Annotated in this window: 11 protein-coding genes; 6 read left to right on the top strand and 5 right to left on the bottom strand. The window is 71.4% G+C overall.

What is annotated here, in order from left to right; translation table 11 throughout:
- Positions 1-40 precede the first annotated feature (40 nt).
- Together ACGFNU_RS41595 and ACGFNU_RS41590 are read right to left on the bottom strand one after the other, a co-directional pair.
- Positions 41-1,009 (bottom strand): ROK family protein, encoded by a 969-nt coding sequence (locus ACGFNU_RS41595; RefSeq protein ID WP_392602137.1) that lies wholly within the window; start codon positions 1,007-1,009, stop codon positions 41-43.
- On the bottom strand, positions 1,002-2,186 hold the full coding sequence (locus tag ACGFNU_RS41590) for an FIST N-terminal domain-containing protein (protein ID WP_392602136.1): 1,185 nt from the start codon (positions 2,184-2,186) through the stop codon (positions 1,002-1,004). Before ACGFNU_RS41590 ends, ACGFNU_RS41595 begins: the two co-directional genes overlap by 8 nt.
- 157 nt (positions 2,187-2,343) lie before the next feature.
- Here ACGFNU_RS41590 and ACGFNU_RS41585 point away from each other — a divergent pair, with 157 nt between their 5' ends.
- From ACGFNU_RS41585 to ACGFNU_RS41575, 3 genes are read left to right on the top strand one after another with little or no spacing between them, the layout of a single operon-like run.
- Positions 2,344-3,756, top strand: a complete 1,413-nt coding sequence (locus ACGFNU_RS41585; RefSeq protein WP_392602135.1) for a sigma 54-interacting transcriptional regulator — start codon at positions 2,344-2,346, stop codon at positions 3,754-3,756.
- A 14-nt stretch (positions 3,757-3,770) separates the two neighbouring features.
- Complete coding sequence (locus ACGFNU_RS41580) at positions 3,771-5,795, top strand: VWA domain-containing protein (protein WP_392602134.1); 2,025 nt, start codon at positions 3,771-3,773, stop codon at positions 5,793-5,795.
- Between the two features lie 30 nt (positions 5,796-5,825).
- Positions 5,826-6,368, top strand: coding sequence for a hypothetical protein (locus tag ACGFNU_RS41575; protein ID WP_392602132.1), 543 nt, complete (start codon positions 5,826-5,828; stop codon positions 6,366-6,368).
- On the opposite strand, the gene ACGFNU_RS41570 is transcribed toward ACGFNU_RS41575, so the two are convergent.
- Positions 6,365-7,393, bottom strand: coding sequence for an alpha/beta hydrolase (locus tag ACGFNU_RS41570; protein ID WP_392602131.1), 1,029 nt, complete (start codon positions 7,391-7,393; stop codon positions 6,365-6,367). The genes ACGFNU_RS41575 and ACGFNU_RS41570 overlap by 4 nt on opposite strands.
- Before the next feature lie 95 nt (positions 7,394-7,488).
- Entirely contained in the window at positions 7,489-8,637 is a 1,149-nt protein-coding gene (locus ACGFNU_RS41565; RefSeq protein ID WP_392602130.1) for a cystathionine gamma-synthase, read from the bottom strand.
- Between the two features lie 157 nt (positions 8,638-8,794).
- Here ACGFNU_RS41565 and ACGFNU_RS41560 point away from each other — a divergent pair, with 157 nt between their 5' ends.
- Together ACGFNU_RS41560 and ACGFNU_RS41555 are read left to right on the top strand one after the other, a co-directional pair.
- On the top strand, positions 8,795-10,951 hold the full coding sequence (locus ACGFNU_RS41560) for an MMPL family transporter (protein ID WP_392602129.1): 2,157 nt from the start codon (positions 8,795-8,797) through the stop codon (positions 10,949-10,951).
- Positions 10,952-11,149: 198 nt separating this feature from the next.
- Entirely contained in the window at positions 11,150-13,309 is a 2,160-nt protein-coding gene (locus ACGFNU_RS41555; protein ID WP_392602128.1) for an MMPL family transporter, read from the top strand.
- A 163-nt stretch (positions 13,310-13,472) separates the two neighbouring features.
- Here the strand turns inward: ACGFNU_RS41555 and ACGFNU_RS41550 are convergent, their stop codons facing one another.
- On the bottom strand, positions 13,473-14,849 hold the full coding sequence (locus ACGFNU_RS41550; RefSeq protein ID WP_392602127.1) for a cystathionine beta-synthase: 1,377 nt from the start codon (positions 14,847-14,849) through the stop codon (positions 13,473-13,475).
- A 167-nt stretch (positions 14,850-15,016) separates the two neighbouring features.
- Here ACGFNU_RS41550 and ACGFNU_RS41545 point away from each other — a divergent pair, with 167 nt between their 5' ends.
- Positions 15,017-16,063, top strand: a complete 1,047-nt coding sequence (locus tag ACGFNU_RS41545) for an SGNH/GDSL hydrolase family protein (RefSeq protein WP_392602126.1) — start codon at positions 15,017-15,019, stop codon at positions 16,061-16,063.
- The last annotated feature ends 129 nt before the right edge of the window (positions 16,064-16,192 follow it).

Below are 16,192 nucleotides of genomic sequence, written 5' to 3'. Positions count from 1 at the left end.
ACCGGCGTCCGGCCGACGCCCGACCTGGCACGCGGACCGTTCAGTCGGCGTTCCAGTAGCGGTCCGCGGCGAAGATCAGGGCGGCCGCCCCGATGAGGCCCGACGTCTGGCCGAGCGCGGCGGGCACCACCTGCACCTGGCGGGCGAACCTCATCCGGGCGTGGACGCGCAGCGCCTCCTCCAGCGGGTCGAAGAGCAGCGCGCCCGCCTGCGACAGGCCCCCGCCGATCGCGACGACCTCCAGGTCGCACAGGTGGGTGGCCGAGGCGATCGCGATGCCGAGCGCGCGCCCGGCCCGCACCATGGCGGACTCGGCGACCGGATGGCCGCGGCGCGCGTCGCCCGCCAGGTCGACGCCGGTGGCGTCGCGCCGCCCCGTCCGCCAGCCCTGCTCCTGCGCCCAGGCCACCAGGCCGGGGCCGCGCGCGATGGCCTCCAGGCAGCCGCGCCCGCCGCACACGCAGGGCGGGCCCTCGGGGTCGACGACCACATGGCCGATATGCCCGGCGTTGCCGCTGGCGCCGTCGATCAGGTGCCCGTTGAGGACCATCCCGCCGCCCACCCCGGTCGACACCACCATGCCGAGCACGTTGTCGCGGCCTCGCCCGGCGCCGCGCCAGTGCTCTCCGACGGCCACGCAGATCGCGTCGTTGTGCACCCGGACCGGCAGGCCCGCGTACCGCGACCGCAGCCGGGCCCGCAGCGGGAACCCGCGCCACGCGGGGATGTTGAGCGGCGACACCTCGGCCGCCGGCCAGGTCATCGGGCCGCCGCAGCCGACGCCGACGCCCGCGAGATCGGGACTGCCGGCATCGGCGGCGACCTTGTCCAGCAGCGACTCCAGCGTCCGCCAGAGCCCCTCGGCGTCCACGCCCGCGTCGTTCGGGGTGACGATCCGGTCGTAGGCGGCGACGCGCCCGCCGGGCTCCACCACCGCCACGGCCGTCTTCGTCCCGCCGATGTCGATCGCCATCACGGGCGAGCCGGCGTCGTTCGGCGGGTCAGTCATCGCGGCCGGCCGGGCCGAACGCCAGGATCGAGGCGGTGAACCCGTGGACGTGGTTGCGCCCGGCCACCGGGCCGATCTCCCCCGCCGCGAAGAAGCCGCCGACCCCCACGTCCCCGAACGTGCGGCTGAGGACCTGCGCGTCGTGGTCGGAGTCGGGGAACATCGTCCGGCCCCGCCCGTTGCACGAGAACAGCAGCGCGCCCTCGACGGGGCCCACCTCGAAGCGGTCGAGCAGCGCGGCGAGGTCCTCGTCGGCGGCCCCCGCGTCGCGCACCTGGAACCGCACCGTGCGGCCGACCTCGACCACGTCGCCGATGGCGATGGCGCCGCTGTCGGTGTCGGCGCCCACCACGCCGCGGACGAGGAAGTCGCCGTGCTCGTGCTCCTCGGCGTACTCGTCCATGGCCACGCCGATCAGCAGCCCGCGGCCGGCGAGCTCCTGCTCCTCCTCCGGCAGGCCCAGCACGATCTGCTCCAGCTTGTCGAGCGCGGGCGTGCCGGCCAGCTCGTACAGCACGTTCTCGTCGGCCTTGGTCACCACCATGTCCGGCCCGATCGGGCGGGCGCCCTGGCTGACCACGGTCGCGGCCGTGACGGCGCCGCCCAGCACGACACCGACCGCGCCCGAGTCGAAGATCTCGCCGTCGAGGAACACGCGGGTGCCGCCGCGGCCGCCGGGCTCGGGGCCCGGCCCGCCGCTCTCGGCCATGCCGCCCACCAGGGGCAGCCCCGGCATCGCGTCGTCGGAGCGCTCGACGAACGCGTCCACCGGGAAGGTGTACGGATCGGCGAGCAGCACGCCCACCACGTCGTCGTCGTGCCCCTCGGGCATGCCGACGACGATCAGGCGGTCGTCGGTCTTGAGTGTCTCCAGCCGGAAGGGCTCCAGACGGGCACCGGGCAGCACGGCCGCCCAGGCGCTCACCGCGCTGTCCTCCTCCACGCCGCGGCCCCCGCCGATCACCCCGGAGGCGCTGCACCCGAGGACCACGGCGCCCTCGGCGGTGGTCATCGCGCGGTACGCGGCGGCCTCCAGCTCGTCGGGGTCGCTCGTGGAAATGAACACACAGACCAGATCTGGTGGTGAGTCCAGCGGCGCGAGCGCCTGTTTCACCGCCGATTCGGCGGCGCTGGGCAGATCGGGTCCGAGGGCCAGGCCGTCACCGAAGCGAGCCATCGGCCTCCCCTCCTTCGAGCCGTACACCGGATGGGGTCACGTCTCCCAGTCTCCCTGCTCGGTCGCGCAGGCCCAAATAGGCGTCCCGCGGCCCCCGCCGCCGCGATTACGGCGACCGGGGTGCGATTCCCCGGATCGGCGACGTAATGTCGATCGCGTGCGTCCAACCACACCTCGCGAGACCACACTGGGCGATCTTCGCACCAGTGGTCACATCCAGCGGTCGGTGAAGGCCGAGCTCCGTCACAACCTGCTCGTCCGGCTGAGATCCGGCGAGCCGCGCTTCCCCGGGATCGTCGGCTTCGACGACACCGTGCTCCCCCACCTCGAACGCGCCCTGCTGGCCGGACACGACCTGGTGCTGCTGGGCGAGCGCGGCCAGGGCAAGACGCGGCTCATCCGCACGCTGACCGGGCTGCTGGACGAGTGGACGCCGGTCATCGCGGGCTGCGAGATCAACGACCATCCGTACGAACCGGTCTGCGTGCGCTGCCGGCGGCTCGCCGCCGAGACCGGCGACGACCTGCCGGTCGCGTGGAAGCACCGGGACGACCGGTACGGCGAGAAGCTCGCCACCCCGGACACCTCCGTCGGCGACCTGATCGGCGACGTCGACCCGATCAAGGTGGCCGAGGGCCGGACGCTGGGCGACCCCGAGACGGTGCACTTCGGCCTGGTGCCGCGCACCAACCGCGGGATCTTCTCCATCAACGAGCTGCCCGACCTGGCCGAGCGCATCCAGGTGGCGCTGCTCAACGTCCTGGAGGAACGCGACGTCCAGGTCCGCGGCTACGCGCTGCGGCTGCCCCTCGACGTGCTGCTGGTCGCCAGCGCCAACCCGGAGGACTACACCAACCGCGGCCGCATCATCACGCCGCTGAAGGACCGGTTCGGCGCCGAGATCCGCACCCACTACCCGCTGGAACTGGAGGCCGAGCTCGACCTCATCCGGCAGGAGGCGGCGATCGACGAGCTCCAGGCGGAGGTCCCGGGCCACCTGCTGGAGGTGATCGGGCGGTTCACGCGGCTGACGCGCGAGTCGACCGCGGTCGACTCGCGGTCCGGGGTGTCCGCGCGGTTCGCGCTCGCGGGCGCCGAGACCGTCGCCGCGGGGGCGCTGCGCCGCGCCGCGCTCACCGGGGAGGAACGCCCGGTGGCGCGCGTGTGCGATCTGCCCGCCGTCGTGCCGTCCCTGATGGGCAAGGTCGAGTTCGAGGTCAGCGAGGAGGGTCGCGAGCAGGAGGTGCTGGAGCATCTGCTGCGGCGCGCGACCGCCGAGACCTACCGCCGCACGCTGGGCGCCGCCGACCTGTCCGGGCTGCTCGACAAGTTCGACGCGGGCGAGGTGGTCGAGTCCGGCGAGCTGGTCTCCTCGGCCGAGCTGCTGCGCCGCATCGGCCCGGTGCCCGGCCTCGCCAAGATCATGGAACGGCTGGAGCTGTCCGGGGACTCCCCCGGCCAGGCCGCGGCCGCGCTGGAGTTCGCCTTGGAGGGGCTCTTCCTCACCCGCCGGCTGTCCAAGGACGCCTCGTCCGGCCGCGCCGACGGGACCGCCACCTACCGAACCTGAGTCAGGGGCCGCTGATGAGCCGTTACCGGTATGGGGCGTACCACGACGGGCCCGACCCGCTCGCGCCGCCCTACGACGTCCGCGACGCGCTCGACGCGATGGGCGACGCGGTGCTCGAGGGCAACCGGCCCGACGACGCGCTGCGCGAGCTGCTGCGCCGCGGGCTGCCGGGCGCGGAGGGCCGCCGCGGGCTCGACGACCTGCTCCGGCAGGTTCGCGAGCGGCGGCGCGCGCTGCGCGACCGCGGCCGGCTCGACGGGACACTGGAGCAGGCGCGCGCGCTGCTCGACACCGCGATCGGGCAGGAGCGCGCGGAGCTGTTCCCCGATCCGAGCGACGAGGCCCGGCTGCGCGAGGCCGAGCTCGACACGCTGCCACGCGACACCTCGCAGGCGATCCGGCGCCTGTCGGATTACGACTGGCGGTCGCCCGCCGCCCGCGAGACGTTCGAGCGGCTGAAGGACCTGCTGCGGCGCGACGTCCTCGACGCGCAGTTCCAGGGCATGAAGCAGGCCCTGCAGAGCCAGGACCCGCGCATGATGGAGCGGGTCAAGGACATGATGGCCGCGCTCAACGAGATGCTCGACAGGGACGCGCGCGGCGAGCACACCCAGGATGACTTCGACCGGTTCATGCAGGAGTACGGCGACTTCTTCCCCGACCAGCCGCAGAACCTCGAAGAGCTGGTCGACTCCCTGGCCCGCCGGGCGGCGGCCATGGACCGGCTGCTCGCCTCGCTCAGCCCTGAGCAACGCGAAGAGCTCGCCGGGCTCATGGAGCAGGCCATGCAGGACGCCGGCCTGGCCATGGAGATGTCACGGCTGAACGACGCGCTCCGCGCCCGGCGGCCGGAGCTCGGCTGGGGCGGCCAAGAGCAGATGACCGGCGACAACCCGCTCGGCGTGGGCGACGCCACGACCGCGCTGGCCGAGCTCGCCGACCTGGCCGAACTGGAGGCCGCGCTCGGGCAGGAGTACCCCGGCGCCCGCATGGACGACATCGACGAGGCGGCCGTCCGCCGCGCCCTCGGCCGCCAGGCGGTCGACGACCTCGCCGAGCTGCGCCGCATCGAGAAGGAGCTGGAACGGCAGGGCTACCTGCAGCGCAAGCGCGGCAAGCTGGAGCTCACCCCCAAGGCCGTGCGGCGGCTCGGCGAGACGGCGCTGCGCAGGGTTTTCTCGCAGCTGGAGGCGGGCCGCCGGGGCGACCACGACCAGCGCGACGCCGGGCAGGCGGGCGAGCTGACCGGGTCGAGCCGCGAGTGGCGGTTCGGCGACGAGCAGCCCCTGGACGTCGTCCGCACGATCGGCAACGCCATCCACCGCGGCGCCATGGAACGCCCGGCCTCGCCCTCGCTGGGCAAGGCTCAGCCGAGGGACGCCAACGGCACCGGTGGCGCCCACGGCACCAACGGCGTGCGGCTGTCCGTGGACGACTTCGAGGTGCACGAGACCGAACGGCGCACCGCCGCCGCCGTCTGCCTGCTCGTCGACCTGTCGTACTCGATGGTGCTGCGCGGGACGTGGGCCGCCGCCAAGCAGACCACGCTGGCGCTGCACACCCTGGTGACGAGCAAGTACCCGCAGGACGCCATCCAGATCATCGGCTTCTCCAACTACGCGCGCGTACTGCACCCGACGGAGATGACCGGGCTCGACTGGGACATGGTGCAGGGCACCAACCTCCACCACGCGCTCATGATCGCGGGCCGCCATCTGGACAAGCATCCCGACTTCGAGCCGATCGTGCTGGTGGTGACCGACGGCGAGCCGACCGCGCATCTGCGGTCCGACGGCCGGTCGGTGTTCGACTACCCGCCGTCCGCCGACACGCTGGTGCTCACGATGGCCGAGGTCGACAAGATGACCCGGCGCGGCGCCTCGCTCAACGTCTTCATGCTGGCCGACGACCGGCGGCTGGTCTCGTTCGTGGAGGAGGTCGCGCAGCGCAATGGCGGCCGGGTCTTCGCGCCCGACGCCGAGCGGCTCGGCGAGTACGTCGTGAGCGATTACCTGCGGGTACGGCGCGGCCGTCGCTAGCCCCCGCGCGGGCGGGCTAGGGTCGGCGCCATGTCGAACTCCGATCGCCTGCTGCTGATCCTGCACATCGGGTTTGCGATCTTCACGCTGGGCCCGCTGACCGCCGCGACGATGGCCACGCCGCGGTTCATCCGCAGGCGGAACACCGTCGTGCTCCGGTACCTCAACCGGACGACGCGGATCTACGGCCTCGCGACGCTCGGCATCCTGCTGTTCGGCATCTTCCTCGCCAAGGGCGACTTCGCGAGGGTCTGGCTGACGGCGTCGCTGACGTTGTTCATCGTGGGCCTCGTCCTGCTGACGCTGGTGGAACGGGACCAGCGCAAGGCGATCCACCTGCTGGAGGTGGCCGAGGCCGAGGCGGCACCCGTCACGTCCGCCGGCAAGGACGAGGACGGCGAGGAGGACGAGCCGGGCGAGAACGAGGAAGGCGCCGCCTCACCGGCCCCGCCCCCGGCTCCGGCACAGGCCGGCGTCGCCGAGGTGGAACGCGGCCGGATCGCCTCCCTCTCGGGGGTGGTCGCGCTGCTCTGGCTGGTGATCCTGTTCCTGATGGTCTGGTACGGGCGTTAGGGCTTCGTCCGGGACTTGATCCAGGACAGCATCGCCGGGTAGACCGTCTCGTCGTTCAGCAGCGCGTTGCCGTGCAGGTCGCCGGGCACCGTCCTGACCGTGACGGGCACGCCGACGGCGCGCAGCGCGCTGGCCAGGCCGGTGCTCTGGGTCACCGGGACGAAGTCGCCCGCGCTGTGGATGAGCAGCATGGGCGCGTCGCCGGGCGTGGCGTGGGCCGCGGAGTTGGCGTCGTCGACCAGGTCCCAGCAGGCGGGGCTGGTCTGGCTCGGCACGCAGCCGAGGAGCTTGACGACCGCGCCGCGCAGGCTGCCCTGGGAAGGGGTCGCGGTCGCCGCGCTGCCGTCCTGGTAGGCCAGATAGGGGGTGTTGACCGGCGACAGGGCCACCACGCCGCGCACCTGCCCCGAGCCGGTGCCGGCCGTGCCCAGCTGGGTCGCCAGCTGGCCGCCCGCGGAGGCGCCGACCACGACGAGCCGCTTGGGGTCGACGTTCCATGTCTTGGCGTGCTTCTTGACGAAGCCGAGCGCGGCCTGCGCGTCGTTGCGCTGCGCGGGCCAGTGCGCCATGCCGGACAGCCGGTAGTCGGCGGCGAAGACCGTGAAGCCCTGCGTCGTCAGGCGGCGCGCGAAGTACTTCCAGCCAGTCCTGCTGCCCTTGCGCCAGGAGCCGCCGTGCAGCAGCAGAACGCCCGGGCGGGCCTGCTGCTTCTGCGCCTTCTGGCCCTTCTTCGGCTTGGCCGGGGCGCGCCAGTAGACGTCGACCCGCTGGCGCGGATGCCGTCCGTAGGCGTAGGTGCGCTGCCTGGGCGGCTTCGGCGTCACGATCACCGCGCGCGCGGAGACCACCGAGGAGTCGGCCCGCGGTGACGGGGCGCCGGCCGTCGGGGCCGAGGCCGTCGTGGACGAAGTCCGGGCATCCGTCAGCACGGGCGCGGGCGGGTCGGCCTGCGCGCCCGCCGGAACGGCCACGGCCGACAGGCAGGTCGCGGCGAAGGCCGCTCCGGCGACCAGTACTTTGCGCACTCGGGCCCCTTTCTCGGCGGAACCTGGCGCGCACATCATAAAGCCTTGATCATGTCCATGCCCCCCGAAGCCGCCTGAGACGGGAGACACCTACCTCACGCGAGGGCCTGGTCGAGGTCCCGGAGGAGGTCGTCGACGTCCTCGATGCCGACCGAGAGGCGCACGAGATCGCTGGGGACCTCCAGCGGCGAGCCGGCGGCGGAGGCGTGCGTCATGCGGCCCGGGTGCTCGATCAGCGACTCGACGCCGCCCAGGGACTCACCGAGGGTGAAGAGCTCGGTGCGCTCGCAGACGCGGACGGCGGCCTCTTCGGAGGCCATCCGGAACGAGACCATGCCGCCGAAGGCCTTCATCTGCTTGGCGGCGGCCTCGTGGCCCGGGTGGGCGGGAAGCCCCGGGTAGAGGACCTCGGTGACCGCCTTGTGGCGGCTCAGCATGGCGACGACGGCCTCGGCGTTGGCGCAGTGCCGGTCCATCCGCACGGCCAGGGTCTTGATGCCGCGCAGGGTCAGCCACGCGTCGAACGGGCCGGCGACCGCGCCCATCGCGTTCTGGTGGAAGGTGAGCCGCTCGCCGAGGCCGGGGTCCGCCACGATCAGCGCGCCGCCGACCACGTCGGAGTGGCCGCCGATGTACTTGGTGGTGGAGTGCACGACCACGTCGGCGCCCAGCGCCAGCGGCTGCTGGAGGTAGGGCGAGGCGAAGGTGTTGTCGACGGCGAGCAGGGCCCCCGCGTCGTGGGCGACGGAGGCCAGCGCGGCGATGTCGGCGATACCGAGGAGGGGGTTGGTCGGCGTCTCGACCCAGATCAGCTTCGTCTCCAGGCGGACCGCCGCGCGGACGGCGGCGATGTCGTTCAGCGGCACCGGGTCGAAGGTCACGCCCCACGGCTCGGCGACCTTGGCGAAGAGCCGGTAGGTGCCGCCGTAGGCGTCGTTCGGGATGACGACGTGGTCACCGGGCTTGAGCACCGTGCGCAGCAGCGCGTCCTCGGCGGCGAGGCCGGACGCGAACGCCAGCCCGCGGGAGCCGCCCTCGATCTCGGCCAGGCAGGTCTCCAGGGCGGTCCGGGTCGGGTTGGCCGACCGCGAGTACTCGTAGCCGCCGCGCAGCCCGCCGATGCCGTCCTGCTTGTAGGTGGAGACCTGATAGATCGGGGGGACGACCGCGCCCGTCGTGGGGTCGGCCTCCTGCCCCGCGTGGATGGCCAGCGTCTCGAATCCCTGGTGAACGTCCTTGTCCATGAGGACGAGGCTACCCACCCGCGGCGATACCGGAGGACGAGGGACCCACCCCGCAGGTATCAGGCCAGGGTTGGCTTCGCAGCGGGACCACAACGAGAAATCCCATCTTTAGCGTCTTTGTCATTCCCCCCATACATCTGAGCTGAAGGAAAGACGCATGTTCGCATGGCTCGCGCGCGTCGTCGTCAGACATCCGTGGTGGACGATTCTGGCCTGGGTGGTCGCCGCCGTGGCCATCGTCATGACTGCACCCGCCATCTCCACGCAGGAGGACACGGCCGACTTCCTCCCGTCCAAGTACGAGTCGATCCAGGCCGCGAAGATCGCTGAAAAGGCGTTCCCGCAGCAGGACGAGGAATCCGCGCTGATCGTCGTCAAACGTTCCGACGGGGCGCCGCTCACCGCCGCCGACGGCGCCAAGGTCACCCGGGTGGCCAAGGCGCTGGAGGGCCGCAAGCCCCCGGTGGTCCGCACGTTCACCACCGGGCCGGACACGGTCGCGCCCAACAAAGCCGTCCAGATCATCGGCATGCCGATGGTCGGAGACGACGACGACAAGATGAGCGAGGCGGTCAAGCAGGTCCGCGATCAGCTGCCCGCCCAGCTGACGGGCACCGGGCTCGACGCCAAGATCGGCGGCAATGTCGCCGCCTGGGTGGACAACGAGAAGTCGTTCGAGCAGTCCTTCGAGATCGTCGGCATCGCGACGTTCATCCTGATCATCGGCCTGATCCTGCTGATCTTCCGGGCGCCGCTGGCCGCCCTGCTGCCGCTGCTGGTGATCACGGCGACGATGCAGGTGGTGAACGGGCTGGTCGCGTTCGCGGCGAACGCCTTCAACTGGGAGGTCGGTGACGACCTCGGCATCATCATGCTGATCGTGCTGTTCGGCATCGGCACCGACTACATCCTGTTCCTGCTGTTCCGGTTCCGTGAACGGCTGCGCGCCGGGGACGACAAGCGGACGGCGATGATCCTTTCGATGGAGCGGGTCGGCGAGGTCATCTTCTCCGCCGCGGCCGCCGTCGCGATCGCCTTCCTGGTGATGCTGCTGGCCGCGTTCGGCGGGTTCGGGCCGATGGGCCCGGCGCTGGCGATCGCCGTCACCGTCATGGCGATCACCGCGCTCACCCTCGTCCCGGCGATCGTCTCGCTGCTCGGCACCGCCGTCTTCTGGCCGTCCAAGGCCTGGCGCAAGCACCCCAAGGGCAGCCAGGCGGCCGCGCTCGGCCGGCTGGTCGGCAAGCGCCCCGCGCTGGTCGCCCTCGTCTCCGGTGCCCTGCTCGTCGGCCTCGCCGCCGGCACGTTCTCCTTCAAGAGCAACAACGACTTCTTCGCCGGCTTCCCGCAGGACACCGAGTCGGCGCAGGCCAACAAGGACATGCAGAAGGGTTTCCCTCCCGGGCTGACGACGCCGGTCTCGGTGTACGTCAAGCGTTCGGACGGCAAGGCCATCGGCCAGGGGCAGCTCGCCGCGTTCAGCGCGAAGGCCAAGGACGTGCCCGGCGTGGGCCGCGTCCAGCAGCCGGAGGTGAGCACGGCGGACCGGTCCGTGGGCCGCGTCGACCTGCTGCTGAAGCAGAACCCGCTCTCGGCGGAGTCGATCGAGCTGGTCCGCGGCGATCTGCGGGACGCGGTGCACAAGGCCGCGCCACCCGGCACCCGCACCTACGTCGGCGGGGAGACCTCCACGTTCGCCGACATCAACAACGTCATGAACCGTGACCTGTCGGTCATCCTGCCGGTGGCGGCGCTGCTCATCGCCTTCATCCTGGCCCTGCTGCTCCGCAGCATCGTGGCGCCGATCTACCTGGTCGCGGTGGTGCTGCTCGGCTTCGCGGCCACGCTGGGCGCGGCGGTCTACACGTTCCAGGGCGCGCTGGGCGAACCCGGGATCACCTTCCAGCTGCCGACGATCCTCTACCTGTTCGTGCTGGCCATCGGGACCGACTACAACATCCTGCTGACCGCGCGGCTGCGGGAGGAGGCCAAGGAGGGCAACGACCCGCGCCGGGCCGCCGCCCTGGCCGTCGAGCACGGCGGCCCGACCGTCGCCGCCGCCGGGCTCATCCTGGCCGGGACCTTCTCGGTGATGATGCTGGCGAAGGTCTCGATGCTCCAGCAGATCGGCTTCTCGGTGGCGATCGGGATCGTGCTGTCGGCGTTCGTGATCTCGATCTTCCTGGTCCCGTCGATCACCGCGCTGCTCGGCCACAAGGCGTGGTGGCCCGGTCACGGCGACGAGCCGCCGGTGCGCAAGGGCCACGATCCGCTGGAGGAGCAGTTCGCCGCCTCCGCGAGGCATGCCCGGTGAGTCGCCCGCGGCGGCGTCCTGCCTGATCGGAAAGGGTCTGGCAGGAGGAGGGTGGACCTAGGTCCACCCTCCTGGAGGAGGAGATCCTCCATCGGAGGTATGGGGTGATAGTTCGGCGCTCAGGCTGACCACAAACGCCAGAACGTTCCATACGGTTGATCGGTATCGCTGGATAAATCACACCTTGAAGGAATCCGAATGTTCGCACGGCTTGCGCGGTTCGTCGTGAGACACCCGTGGTGGACGATCTTGGCGTGGGTCGTCGCCGCAGTCGCCATCGTCGGTCTCGCGCCCAGTATCGAGACCAAGTCCGACCAGGCAGACTTCCTGCCCAGTAAGTACGAGTCCATCCAGGCCGCGAAGCTGGCGGAGAAGTCGTTCCCGCAGGCCGCGGACGCCACCGCGTTCGTCGTGGTCCAGAAGCCCGGCGGCGCGAAGATCACGCCGGCCGACAGCACCAAGATCACCCAGGCCGCGCAGACGCTGACCGCCAAGAAGTACAAGAGCGTGGTGGCCATCCAGACCAGCCCGCAGTCCGTGGCGCCCAACCAGGCGTTCCAGCTGATCAACGTGTCGCTGAAGGGCACCGATCAGGACGCCCAGAAGGACCAGGGCGAAGCGATCAAGAACATGCGCAAGGACCTGCCCGGCGCGCTGGGCAGCGGCCTGACCGCGAAGGTCGGCGGTGACACGGCGTCCTTCGTCGACAACGAGGACTCCTTCACCCAGTCCATGGCGCTCGTCTCGGCCGGCACGTTCATCCTGATCATCGGGCTGATCCTGCTGATCTTCCGGGCGCCGATCGCGGCCATCCTGCCGATCATCGTCATCTTCGCGACGGAGATCGTCTCGATGAAGGTGATCGGTGCGGCGTCCAAGCTGCTGAACTTCTCCGGTGACGACAGCCTGCAGATCATCTTGACGATCGTCCTGTTCGGCATCGGCGCGGACTACTACCTGTTCCTGCTCTTCCGCTTCCGCGAACGGCTGCGGGCGGGCGACGACAAGAAGACCGCCCTGATCACCACGGTGGAGCGGGTCGGCGAGGTCATCACCTCCGCCGCCGCCGCCATCGCCGTGACGTTCCTGGTGCTCATGCTCGCCGCGTTCGGCATCTTCTCCGCCTGGGGCCCGTCGCTGGCCATCGCCGTCATCGTCATGGGCATCACGTCGCTGACGCTGTTCCCGGCGCTGCTCTCCCTGCTCGGCACGGCGATCTTCTGGCCGTCCAAGTCCTGGAAGAAGGAGCCCGAGGCCAAGGTCTCGGCCGGGATGGGCCGGATGGTCGGCAAGCGCCCCGCGCTGGTCGCCCTCGTTTCCGGCGGCCTGCTGGTCGTCCTCGCCCTCGGCGCGTTCAACTTCAAGGCCGACTACGACTTCCAGGCCAGCTTCCCGCAGAACACCGAGTCCGCGGAGGCCATGAAGGAGATGCAGAAGGGCTTCCCGCCCGGACTGACCACGCCGGTCCAGGTCTACCTGGAGTCCACCGACGGGCAGCCGATCGCCAAGGCCAAGCTCGACGACTTCGCCGCGAAGGCCAAGACCCTGCCGGGTGTGGGCGGCGTCAACCCGCCCCAGACCGGCACGGGCGGCAAGGTGGTCCAGATCGACCTGCTGCTCAAGAAGAACCCGAACAGCAACGAGTCCATCGCGCTGGTCAAGGACGAACTGCGGCCGGCCGCGCACGAGATCGCACCGGCCGGCACCAAGATGCTGGTGGGCGGCGCCACCGCGGTCTACGGGGACATCAACAAGGTCGTCAACCGCGACCTGTCGGTGATCCTCCCCGTGGCCGGCGTCCTGATCGCGCTCATCCTGCTGCTCCTGCTGCGGTCGGTGGTCGCACCGCTCTACCTGGTGCCGATCGTGCTCCTCGGCTTCGCGGCCACGATGGGCTCGGCGGTGTTCGTCTTCCAGGGCGCGATGGGCCAGCCGGGTGAGATCTTCCACCTGCCGATCATGCTGTACCTGTTCGTGCTGGCCATCGGGACCGACTACAACATCCTGATGACCGCGCGACTGCGCGAGGAGGCCAAGGAGGGCCACGAGCCGCGCAAGGCCGCCGCCCTGGCGGTCCAGCACGGCGGCCCGACCGTCGCCGCGGCCGGTCTGGTCCTGGCGGCCACCTTCTCGGTGATGCTGCTGGCCAAGGTCACGATGCTCCAGCAGATGGGCGGCTCCATCGCCATGGGCATCGCGCTGTCGGCCTTCGTGATGGCCATCTTCCTGGTCCCCGGCGTCACCGCGATGCTGGGCCACAAGGCCTGGTGGCCCGGTCACGCCGACCGGCCCAAGGCGGTGCCGCCGGGCACGGGCGAGACCCGCGAGGACTTCGTCCCGTCGGGTTACCGCTCCTGAGACGTTGGATTGCGGCGTGGGGTCTGAAATAGCCGCCCACGACCACGCGCCGCAATTCAACTTCGTGAGAAGGCGAAGCGCCGGAGATCAGGACGATCTCCGGCGCTTCGCCGCGTTCAGCCCCGCCTCGGGACGGGCCTCCGCCTCGGGACGGGCCCGCGGGTCAGGACGATCCGCCGGCCAGGAAGGCGAGGACGTCCTGGCGGGTGATGAGGCCCTTGGGCTTGCCGTCCACGAGGACGACGGCGCCGCCGGCCTTCTCCAGGACCTCGACGGCCTTGCTGACCGGCTCGCCGGAGCCGAGCGTCGGCAGCGGCGCGGACATGTGCGCCTCCAGAGGGTCGGCCAGCTTCGCCCGGTCCTTGACCAGCACGTCGAGCAGGTCGCTCTCGACGATGGAGCCGACCACCTCGGCGGCCATGACCGGCGGCTCCTCCTTCATCACCGGGAGCTGCGACACCCCGTACTCACGCATGATCGCGATCGCGGTCTGCACACTCTCGTGCGGGTGGACGTGCACGAACTCCGGCAGGGCGCCGCCCTTGCGGGTGAGCACCTCGCCCACCGGGGTCTCCTCGGTGGACGGGGCGAGGAAGCCGTAGTCGGCCATCCATTCGTCGTTGAAGATCTTGGAGAGATAGCCGCGGCCGCCGTCCGGCAGCAGCACCACGATCACCGCGTCCGGATCCGCCGCGGCGGCGACGCGCAGCGCCGCGACGACCGCCATCCCGCAGGAGCCGCCGACCAGCAGGCCCTCCTCGCGGGCCAGCCGGCGCGTCATGACGAACGAGTCGCGGTCGGAGACGGCGATGACCTCGTCGCAGATGTCGCGGTCGTAGGTCTCGGGCCAGATGTCCTCGCCGACGCCTTCGGTGAGGTACGGGCGGCCGCTGCCGCCGGAGTAGACCGAGCCCTCCGGGTCGGCGCCGATGATCTTCACCGCGCCACCGGAGATCTCCTTGAGGTACCTGCCGGTGCCGCTGATGGTGCCGCCGGTGCCGATCCCGGCGACGAAGTGCGTGATCCGCCCCTCGGTCTGCTCCCACAGCTCGGGCCCGGTCGTCTCGTAGTGCGAGCGCGGGTTGTTGGGGTTGGTGTACTGGTTGGGCTTCCAGGCGTCCGGGATCTCGGCGGCGAGCCGGTCCGAGACCGAGTAGTAGGAGTCCGGATGCTCCGGCGAGACCGCGGTCGGGCAGATGACCACCTCGGCCCCGTACGCCCGCAGGACGTCGATCTTGTCCTTGGCGACCTTGTCCGGGCAGACGAAGACGCAGCGGTAGCCGCGCTCCTGCGCCACGATGGCCAGGCCGACCCCGGTGTTGCCGGAGGTCGGCTCGACGATGGTGCCGCCCGGGCGCAGCTCGCCCGAGGCCTCGGCGGCGTCGATCATCCGGACCGCGATGCGGTCCTTCACCGAGCCGCCGGGATTGAAGTACTCCACCTTGGCCAGCACCTGCGGTGCCGGGCCTCCGGTGACCTTGCGCAGCCGGACGAGCGGGGTGTTGCCCATGAGCTCGACGAGCGAATCGTGTACGTGCACGCGACGTCCTTGTCGGGTTTCAACAGGTCGCATCCGCGTTCGGCCGCAGCGGCGCGGGATGCGGATTCGGATAGATTCCAGTTTCCGAAGGTAGCCCAGAACAGCCGTCGGGGGCATCCGCGGCCGTACGGGGTACAACCTCTGGTAATGACGGAGGGTGAGCGACGATGCTGAGAGCGTTGACCGCGCGGCGCATAGCGACCGCGGCAGCGTACGGGGGCGGTGGCATCACCGCACTGGGCGGGATGACGTTCGGGTTGGTCCTCGCGGAGGCCAAGATGGCCCGCCGGATCATCCAGGCGACGCCGTACGGCGACCCGCCCGCGGCCGACAACCTCTACGGCGGGCGGTTGCCCGGCGAGCCCGTCTCGTTCGTCATGCTCGGCGACTCCACCGCGGCCGGTCTCGGCGTGGCCGTGCCCGAGGAGACGCCCGCCGCGCTGCTGGCCGCCGGGCTGTCGGCGATCGCGGCCCGCCCGGTGTGGCTGACGAACGTGGCGAAGTCGGGATCCCGGTCGGAGGCGCTCGAGGAGCAGGTCTCCCGGGCGCTGGCGGCGGAACCGGAGATCGCCGTCATCATGATCGGCGCCAACGACGTCACCGGCCGCGTGTCCGCCGTCGAGTCCGTGCGCCATCTGGCGGCCGCGGTCGAACGCCTGCGGGCCGCGGGCTGCGAGGTCGTCGTGGGCACGTGTCCCGATCTGGGCTCGGTGAAGCCCCTCATGCAGCCGCTGCGGTGGATCGCGCGCCGCGCCAGCCGCCAGCTCGCCGCCGCCCAGACGATCGCCGTGGTCGAGCGCGGCGCCCGGTCGGTCTCGCTCGGCGACCTCCTCGGCCGCGAGTTCGCCGCCGATCCGCTGGCGATGTTCAGCGACGACCGCTACCACCCGTCCGCCCACGGCTATGCCGCGGCGGCGATGGCGATGCTGCCCTCGATGGCCGCCGCGCTCGGTCTGGAGCCCGATCCCGAGGCGCTGCCCGACCCGCGCCGCGGCGAGGGCGTACTGCCGGTCTACCTGGCGGCCGCCGAGGCGGCCGAGGAGCCCGGCACCGAGGTGGCGGGCACCAGGGTCGCCGGTCGCGAACGCGGCCCTCGCGGGGCCTGGGCCACGCTCCTGCGTCGCCGCCGCCCGCTCGACCGGGACGTGGAGGACGGCCTGGAGGAGGCGCCGGCACCGGGGCACATCGCCTCTGGCGAGGCCGGCGCCGCCTGATGCGCGGCCCCGCCCCGGCGGTTCGCGGCGTGACAGAAACAGCTCCGGATTTGTAGTTCCTCTGTTACGTTCTGTTGTTGCGACGACGACGGCGGGTGCCGCGGGCGGCCTTGAGGGCCCGGCGCCCCG

Source organism: Spirillospora sp. NPDC048911 (assembly GCF_043198015.1).
Lineage (GTDB): Bacteria > Actinomycetota > Actinomycetes > Streptosporangiales > Streptosporangiaceae > Spirillospora.
Note: the sequence above shows the minus strand (reverse complement) of the source record. Positions and strands in the feature narration are given on the sequence as shown.